This is a genomic window from Sphingomonas albertensis, from assembly GCF_014358075.1.
GTDB classification, from domain to species: Bacteria; Pseudomonadota; Alphaproteobacteria; order Sphingomonadales; family Sphingomonadaceae; genus Sphingomonas; species Sphingomonas albertensis.
The window spans coordinates 54,241-62,239 of the sequence record NZ_JACONT010000025.1 but is presented as its reverse complement, the minus strand read 5'-3'; the positions used below and the strand labels follow the sequence as shown (position 1 = coordinate 62,239).

General features: G+C 62.7%; 9 protein-coding genes. 6 read left to right on the top strand and 3 right to left on the bottom strand.

The genetic code is table 11. From position 1 onward, the window contains the following. The coding region (locus tag H8S47_RS12310; protein ID WP_187504146.1) for a recombinase family protein at positions 1-1,627 on the bottom strand (1,627 nt) is incomplete at its 3' end. A gap of 313 nt (positions 1,628-1,940) precedes the next feature. Between H8S47_RS12310 and H8S47_RS12305 the strand changes: the two genes are divergently transcribed. From H8S47_RS12305 to H8S47_RS12295, 3 genes are all read left to right on the top strand, one after another. Then, positions 1,941-2,423, top strand: a complete 483-nt coding sequence (locus tag H8S47_RS12305; protein ID WP_187504145.1) for a helix-turn-helix transcriptional regulator — start codon at positions 1,941-1,943, stop codon at positions 2,421-2,423. A 163-nt stretch (positions 2,424-2,586) separates the two neighbouring features. Next, a complete protein-coding gene (locus tag H8S47_RS12300) occupies positions 2,587-3,048 on the top strand; it encodes a hypothetical protein (RefSeq protein ID WP_187504144.1) in 462 nt (153 codons plus the stop codon). A 279-nt stretch (positions 3,049-3,327) separates the two neighbouring features. Next, positions 3,328-4,515: a glycosyltransferase gene (locus H8S47_RS12295; RefSeq protein ID WP_328805522.1), complete on the top strand. Its 1,188-nt coding sequence runs from the start codon at positions 3,328-3,330 to the stop codon at positions 4,513-4,515. Here the strand turns inward: H8S47_RS12295 and H8S47_RS12290 are convergent. Then, the gene (locus tag H8S47_RS12290) at positions 4,463-5,320 is read right to left on the bottom strand and encodes a phosphatase PAP2 family protein (RefSeq protein ID WP_187504143.1); all 858 of its coding nucleotides are present in this window, start codon (positions 5,318-5,320) and stop codon (positions 4,463-4,465) included. The two genes, H8S47_RS12295 and H8S47_RS12290, sit on opposite strands and share 53 nt — an antisense overlap. Positions 5,321-5,629: 309 nt before the next feature. Between H8S47_RS12290 and H8S47_RS12285 the strand changes: the two genes are divergently transcribed. From H8S47_RS12285 to H8S47_RS12275, 3 genes are read left to right on the top strand one after another with little or no spacing between them, the layout of a single operon-like run. Further along, complete coding sequence (locus tag H8S47_RS12285) at positions 5,630-6,157, top strand: sterol desaturase family protein (protein WP_187504142.1); 528 nt, start codon at positions 5,630-5,632, stop codon at positions 6,155-6,157. A gap of 50 nt (positions 6,158-6,207) precedes the next feature. Continuing rightward, positions 6,208-6,936 (top strand): fatty acid desaturase, encoded by a 729-nt coding sequence (locus H8S47_RS12280; RefSeq protein WP_328805521.1) that lies wholly within the window; start codon positions 6,208-6,210, stop codon positions 6,934-6,936. After that, positions 6,933-7,694 (top strand): sterol desaturase family protein, encoded by a 762-nt coding sequence (locus H8S47_RS12275; protein WP_187504141.1) that lies wholly within the window; start codon positions 6,933-6,935, stop codon positions 7,692-7,694. The genes H8S47_RS12280 and H8S47_RS12275 overlap by 4 nt, the downstream gene beginning before the upstream one ends. Positions 7,695-7,733: 39 nt before the next feature. Here H8S47_RS12275 and H8S47_RS19235 read toward each other — a convergent pair whose 3' ends face one another. Beyond that, complete coding sequence (locus H8S47_RS19235) at positions 7,734-7,949, bottom strand: hypothetical protein (protein WP_398456980.1); 216 nt, start codon at positions 7,947-7,949, stop codon at positions 7,734-7,736. Positions 7,950-7,999: the final 50 nt, after the last annotated feature.

Below are 7,999 nucleotides of genomic sequence, written 5' to 3'. Positions count from 1 at the left end.
CCATTATAGAACTCGACATCATGCCGCCCGCTGGGGCGGCGTTGTCGTTTGTGGCGCAGGCCAGCAGGTCCGATACTTTGGCGACCACTTCCGCCTCCGGGCCGCCGGGTTCGTTGGGGCAGATCGTCACGCTTTCGATGAGCGTCGACATCACTGCCGCAGCCTCGGTCCGGATCGCTTCGTCGTCGAGCGACTGGCGGAGTGCCGCAACCTTACTGCGGAAGCGGTCCACAAGCACCGGGTGGGGCAGGGAGACTACGATCGGTTTCCCGGTAATTGTTGCAACTCTTTGTGCCTCCAGCCGCTCCTTCTCCGCCTCTCGCTCCGCGATCATCGCCCGGAGCACCGGACTGGCAATGCCGGCGAGCAGGTTCTGGTACAGATTGTCGAGTTCAGTAGTGACCTGCTTGAGGCGGTGTTGAGCTGCGTGCTCCATGCCCGCGTCCTGGCGGCCCAATCGCTGCCTCTCGTGCTCGAATTCTTCTATAAATAGGCGCACATGGTTCTCGGTCAGCAGATGCTCCTGCAGAACCGCCAGCGTCGCGGCCTCCAGAGGTTCTTTGCGCACGGAAACGCAATTACCGCACGTGCCTCGCTCCTTCTGACCAGCGCAGCGGTAATAATCCTTCCCGCTGATCGTATAGTTTGCCCCGCAGCAACCGCAGCGGATGAGCCCCGACAGGAGATGCTTTGCGCGCTTGCTGCCGACCGTCGACGATGCCGTTGCCGGCCGCTTGCGTCGTTCGATTTCATCGCGCGCGGCCTCGAACAAAGTATCGTCGATGATCCGCAGGTCAGGGACCGCAACTTCTACCCACTCAGACTGGTCACGGAGCCGATAGCGGCGTTCGCGTTTTTCGCTGTCGGGGTTCCTGCGCCACTCCCGGCGCCCCCATACTAGGCGTCCTACATAAAGCGGGTTGTTGAGGATGCCGACAAGTTTGGCGGGATCGCCGCGGATCGTCGAGGCGTTCCACTCCCCACCACGGGGGCCTGGCACGCCCTTGTGGTTTAGTCGGGTAGCAATCTGAATAGCGGATACCCCCGCGGCAAACCATGCGAAGATGCGGCCCACCACCTCGGCCTGCGCTTCGTCAATTTCGAGCAGCCCGCGTTGAACCTCTCCGTTCGCATCGAGCCGCACCATCCGCTTGTATCCATATGCACGCCCTCCGGCGAACCGTCCCGCAAGGACGGCGGCCTCCATGCCGCACAGCGTCTTGTCGACGAGATGCTTCAGGAAGATCGATCCGAGTAGCCCTGCCACTGCGAACTTGATCTCGTCGACATGGCCTTCGCTAACCGTGTGGAGCTGGACGCGGTGATAGGCGAGCTTCTTGTCCAGCCAGGCCGAGTCTTCTGCATCACGCGCCAGCCGGTCGAGCGACTCGCAGACGATGAAGTCGATTTCGCCAGCTTCCGCTGCGCGAAGCAACAGCTGCAGTCCTGGGCGATTGCGGCGATAACCTGACAACTGGGGATCAAGCTGGGTCGCCACGACGTTTCCGCCCAGAAAGCTGACCAGCGGTGCACAGGCCGCAACCTGATCAGCGCTCGATGACGCGGTCTGCATGATGGTCGAATGACGGCCGTAAAGGCCGATGCGGCGGGGTAGGGGAGTCAGCATGACCTATTCTTTTATAACTTCGAGGCGCCGAGAATCCTGACCTTGCCGATAAGCCTCTCTTGCTGCCTGACGCGCGAGCAGCCGGACGAGATCGGCAAGCGCCTCCTGCGCCTCCTCGTCTTCCACCCACTCGATGTGCACAGCGACCATGCTGACGTTTTGAGATGGTCGTTATCCAACGTGCATCAACGATACAAAATCGGTAAATGTCCTCGATGCCTTGCGAACGTCCGCGCTCCCGCATGCGTCTGCCTGCAGGCTTCTGCAGGCTTCGTGCCGGATCATACGGAGCTATCGACGCGGCGAGGCAGGAATGGGCGAGCCGATCGCGCCGAAAGTTTTTGCGGTGCAGGTCGGGATCGGTCGGGTTGCGCTGTCGCGGATCGAAAACGGACAAGCGTGGCCCCGTTCCGAGACTCTCAAGCGAATGATGGCGATCTTTGAATTGGACTGGGCACAAGTGGCGGAGGTTGGACCGAACGCGGGGCCTCATCCCCTGATGCCAGACACCCCCCAAGATGGTCAGCAAGTTTATCTTTGCGAATCTCTGCGATGGGGACGCCGACGGCTTGGTTGGACGCTCGCCGAGCTTGCCCGCCGTAGCGGCGTCTCCGCGTCGCAATTGTCCCGGATCGAGCGCGGTCAGGTTGCACGCTCCGCGGTGTTCACCTGGCACCCGGAAGACGGAAACATCGTTCGTGAGGATCGGAGGATTGTGTTCGGCAACCTGCTCCTCGCTGCCATCGCGGGGGGGAATTACGTCGCGCCTCATTCTGATCTTGGCGACGATCGTTAGAGCTATCTCTGCACCGTGCGTTCGGGCGGGGCGGGTTCATCGCTGATGCCGATATCGACCCAATCCGCGTTGATTGGTTACTCCGCACTGGCGATCGTCGTGGTGAGCCAACCGAAATTATGGTCCGGCACACAGATCGGCGCTCCGGACGAGGCAGGCAGATATGGAAAACAATACGTTCTCATCGCGCGACGGGGCAACGCGCGGTGCGCTGGCCGGGCTGATCAGCCAGACCGTCCAGCTGCAACCATTCGTCGATGGATATGACAGGCTCCGTGGCGCCTGTCCGTGGCATCCCGATGGAGCCCGCAGCCTCCACGCGACTGACCCGGCACGGCAATGCTTTGCCTACCGCGCTGGTGGTGATGCCGTCGATTGGATCATGAGGCGGGACGCGGTCGATAAGACGCAAGCGGGGAAAGATTTCAGGAAACTCTCCTTTCAAAACAATGAAGTCGGTCGTGGCGGCGCATCGTCCAAGAGCATGAACGCGCTCGTGGCCTCGTCCGATCGATCGCGCGTGCGGGTATCAATTGTGTGGCGAATCGCTGTGACGAGACACGACCGTCCGCATTCAAAATCGGTGGAAAGCGGCCCGGCCGCTTTCGGGCAGCGATCGGCGTAAGCGGACGTTCGTTCAGGCTGTGGGGCAGGGGACCAACCAGCCGCATTCTGGTGCTCCCCGATCAAACGCTAAGCGCTTGACTAATATTGCGCTATCGCTCGTCGCCGGCATGCTGATAGTAACCGATCGAACACGACGGCGACGGAAAGCTCCACGGCATTGACGGTCAAAAGGCGGCATATCGCGATCATCGCGCCGCCAACGGCGGGCCACATCAATCCGCTAGCAGCATTGGGAGCATCGCTCGTCAAAACGGGGCATAGGGTCACGATACTCCACTTGGCCGACGTCGCGTCGCTGGTGCCCGACTGCGGTGTTGGGTTTGCGGCGCTCGATCACCCCGCCGACGGCCAGGGCTTGCTGGCGGAGTATTGCCGCAAGCTGACGCAGCCATCGGGGCCTGTCGGACTACCGCGGATGATCCGCGGTACCGCATCGATGACGGAACTGCTTCTGAGGGCTCTCCCGACGGCGCTGTCCAGGCTGGGGGTCGATGCCATCGTCGCCGACTCGGTCGAGCCAGCCGGAGCACTGGTGGCACGGCATCTCCGGCTGCCGTTCGTAACCGCCGTTACCGGATTGCCCTTGCTCAGGGAGCCGACGGTACCACCACCCTTTCTCGGGTGGGCGTATCGTCCCGATGCGGTGGGGCGGAATCGCAACAATGGCGGGTACGCAGTCAGCGACCTGTTGATGCGGCCGATCACGACGATGGTGGCGACCTATGCACGGCGTTGGGGGCTCGATCCCGACCCCCAATATCAATGGTCCGAACGATTGCAGATCGCGCAATGCCCGCAAGGCCTGGACTTTCCGCGCCTGGCCTTGCCGGAGAGCTTTCGATACGGCGGCCCTTGGCGACGGGACGAGCCCGAGGAAAACCTTCCGGACGACGACGGTCGACCGCTCATATTCTGCTCGCTTGGGTCGTTGCAGGGTGCGCGCCGATCGCTGTTCGCGGCGATGACGGCGGCCTGTTCCGCGGTGGGTGCCCGTGCGGTGGTGGCGCATGGCGGCGGGCTGAGCGACCGCGAAGCCCATTCGCTACCGGGAAACCCGTTGGTGAGGGCATTCTGGTCGCAGACCCGCATCCTGCCCCAATGTTCTGCCGCGATCCTGCATGGCGGGTTCAATACGGTGCTGGACGCGCTGGCGGCCGGTGTTCCGATCGTTGCCGTGCCGCTGGCATTCGAACAACCGGCGACGGCGGCGCGTCTGAAGCGGATCGGGGCTGCACGCATCGTCTCGGCTGCCGAAGCGGGCAAGGGAGGTCTCGAACCAGCGTTGCGGTTGGTGTTGCGCGATCCGGAATACCGTCGTGCGGCACGGAGCATGGCGACGGATATGGCGGCGGCCGGCGGCGCAGCCGAGGCGGCGGCGATGGTCGACGCGGCGCTGTGCGGCGAGACCGACGTCAGGCCGGCAGGGCTGAATCCACCCGATGGAAAGACTGCCTGTGCCGCGTGAGGCGGCGCGCTGCACGGAGGGCAGGCGGTGCGAGGACAAGCCCCATGATGACGTCCACCCCATAGTGACCGCCGAAGACCGGCGTCGCGACGATCGTCAGTATGGCCCATGCCCGGCCCGGTAGGGCAAGCCGCGGCATTGCGCCGAATGCCCATATGAAGATGGCGGCGAGCGTCGCGTGGAAACTGGGAAAGCTGACGATCCCCATGAGCATGGAGAGGTCGAGCACGCGCCGAGATCCGTCGCGAAGCCCGGATATCAGCCCCTGTTCCAGCCAGGCTATCGATGGCCAGAGATGCGCATAGCGGGAGGGATCGAACAGGTTGCCCATCGCCGGGGTAAGGCCTGAAATCAATATGGTGACGAAACCGGACAGGATCGCAGCGCAGACCATTATCCTCAGCGTGTCGAATTTCCCCATGCCGCTCAACGCGACGATGACGACGATCATCTGCAAGGTGAGGCTGTGATACGCCAATCCAAGCAGCCAGATTACAGGAGGGCATGTGTCCAGCAAGGCGAGCACAACCGGCCAGTCGAAGCCGATTGCACGGTCGGCGGCGGCCAGCCGCGCGTCCCATAATCGTCCGGCATTCGCCGCCAACGCATACGCCAGCACGACGCCGAGCAGCGTGAAGAGCGTCATCTGAAGAAACGCGGTCGCGCCGGCCGCCAGCCGGGGTCGCGCGGTGTACCTGCCGATCGCCAGCGCGCTGCCGAGCGCCACCAGCGACGCTATCGCGGGGGCCGCACGGATTGGATCCACCGTGAAGCGGTGATGATATTGGGCCGCGAGAAAACTCATCAGCATGGCTGCGATCAACAGCCAGGAGGGAGTGTCCCGGTGGTCGGCGCGTAAGACTCGGGGGACCATCGCGGTCGAACGCGGCTCGTCACCCTCCGGTGCCAGGGTGATGGGATTTTACCGGCACGTCTCGTCGCGAAGGCCCATGACAGCGTTCTGCAAACGGCGACGACAAAAGGCCGGCTGCAGCCGTCACCGACCCGAGATTTTGTGGCGGGGCGCCCTCGCATCGAACGCCGGTAACCGTTATGTAGGCATCATGTTGAATTCGTTGCACCCGACCATCGTCATTTCGTGCGATCGAGCACAATGACCTGGTTCGAGAAACTCGCGATCGTCGTCTTCATGGTGTTGTTCATGGAGTGCTTCGCGTGGGCGGCGCATCGCTACGTCATGCACGGCTGGGGCTGGGGCTGGCACAAGTCGCATCACGAAGACCATGACGGTTGGTTCGAAAAGAACGACCTTTATGCAATCGTGTTCGCAATCGTGCCGATCGTGTTGTTTGTCGTCGGGCTCTGGTGGGAACCGCTGTGGTGGGCAGCGCTTGGCATCACGGTGTACGGCGGCATCTATGCCTTCGTGCACGACATGCTCGTGCATCAGCGCGGCGGCTTTCGCTGGGTACCCAAGCAGGGGTATTTCAAGCGCCTGCTGCAAGCGCACCGCCTGCACCACGCGGTCGAGGGCAAGGACGGTACCGTCAGCCACGGATTCCTGTTCGCGCGCAAGCCATCGGTGCTGAAGGCGCAGTTGCGCGCGAATGCCGATCCGCAGCGGCGTGCGGTACGTCCCGACAAAGCCGGAAACCTCGTCTCGGCAGACGCGAAGAAGTGATTGGGACGGTTCGCCAATCGGAGGCCCTGAGGCACCAGACGCGTGTCGGCGTGTCGCTGTCCGCCGCGATCGTCGTGGCGTGGCTGGCGATCCACGTAACGGGTATCTTCTTCTGGCGGTGGAGCGCGGATACAATTCCCTTGGCCATCGTGATGGTCATCGTACAGACTTGGCTGAGTACCGGACTGTTCATCGTCGCGCATGATTCAATGCACGGTGCGCTGGCACCCGATCGGCCCCGACTGAACCGCGCTATCGGTGCGGCCTGCCTGTCGCTTTATGCCTGCCTGTCCTATGCATCACTGTTGCCGCAGCACCATCTGCATCACAAGGAAACGGGAAGGGCGGGGGATCCCGATTTTCACGGCGGCGATCCAAGTCTCGGCGGCTGGTTCCTCCAGTTCTTCAAGACCTATTATTCGCACGGGCAGATCATCCGGATCACCGTGGTCGCGCTGATCTATACGCTGCTGCTCGGGGCACCGCTCGGCAACATCGTCATCTTCTGGGCTCTGCCGGCCCTGGGTGCGGTGGCACAGTTGTTCGTCTTTGGGACGTGGTTGCCACACCGGGAACGCGAGACTCCCTTTGCCGATTCACACCGCGCGCACAGCATCGATGTGGGCCCGGTCCTGTCGCTGCTGACCTGCTTCCACTTCGGCGGTTATCATCACGAGCATCATCTTTCGCCGGGAACGCCGTGGTGGGGGCTTCCGTCGCGTCGTCGTGCGCTTGCCGTGCGAGCCGCCGATCGCAGAGTCGTCGAGGATCAAGCATGACGCTCGCCATCATCCTCTCCGCCGTCGCGATGACCGTCATCGTCGGCGTTCGCTATCTCATCGTGTCGGGCGCGTTCGCGTGGATCACGGTCCGCAAGCATCCGGGGCTGTATCTCGGGCTGGACCCGCAGGTCCGTCGCGAAATCATCTGGAGCCTGGCGTCCGCAGCGCTTTACGGGATCCCGGCCGGCGTCGTCGCGTGGGGATGGCAGCATCACGGCTGGACGCAGGTGTACGCCGACATCCATGCCTATCCGCTCTGGTACCTGCCGGTCTCGGTCTTCCTGTATCTGCTGCTGCACGATGCCTGGTTCTACTGGACGCACCGCTGGATGCATCGTCCCAAACCGTTCAAGCTGGCGCACGCGCTGCATCATGCCAGCCGGCCTCCGACGGCATGGGCCGCTATGGCGTTTCATCCGATCGAGGCATTGACCGGCGCGGTGGTCATCCCGTTGCTGGTGTTCCTTGTTCCGATCCATATCGCCGGTCTTGGTATCGTACTGACGGTCATGACGGTGATGGGGGTCACGAACCACATGGGATGGGAGATCTTCCCGCGTTTCATGTGGTCGGGCCCGCTGGGAGGATGGCTGATCACGGCCAGCCATCATCAGCGGCATCACGAACTCTATGCCTGCAACTACGGCCTGTATTTCCGCCACTGGGACCGGTTTTGCCACACCGACCGCGGCGTTGGCGATTTCACGCGGGAGCATGCCCGCGCCGCACGGCGGGCCAAAGTGGCGAACTCCTAGCACTATCGTTGGGCTTGCGCCCATGCACCCGTTCGTTGATCAGTTGATCGGTACGCCGTCAGTGACCGCGATCACCGCACCGGTCATGTAGCTTCCCTCCTTCGACGCCAGCAGGACATAGGCCGGAGCAAGTTGGGCAGGCTGCGGGCTTCCTAAACCCGATGCCTGGAGCTTTGTGAATGGCCGTTCATCAGAAGCCCGACAGTCATAACCGTCGCCCCAATAGACGGCTTCGTCCCAATTCTCGCCACTCATGTGGCCTCGTCAGCGACGATATGCATAGATGAACAAAAGACCGAAGTTGG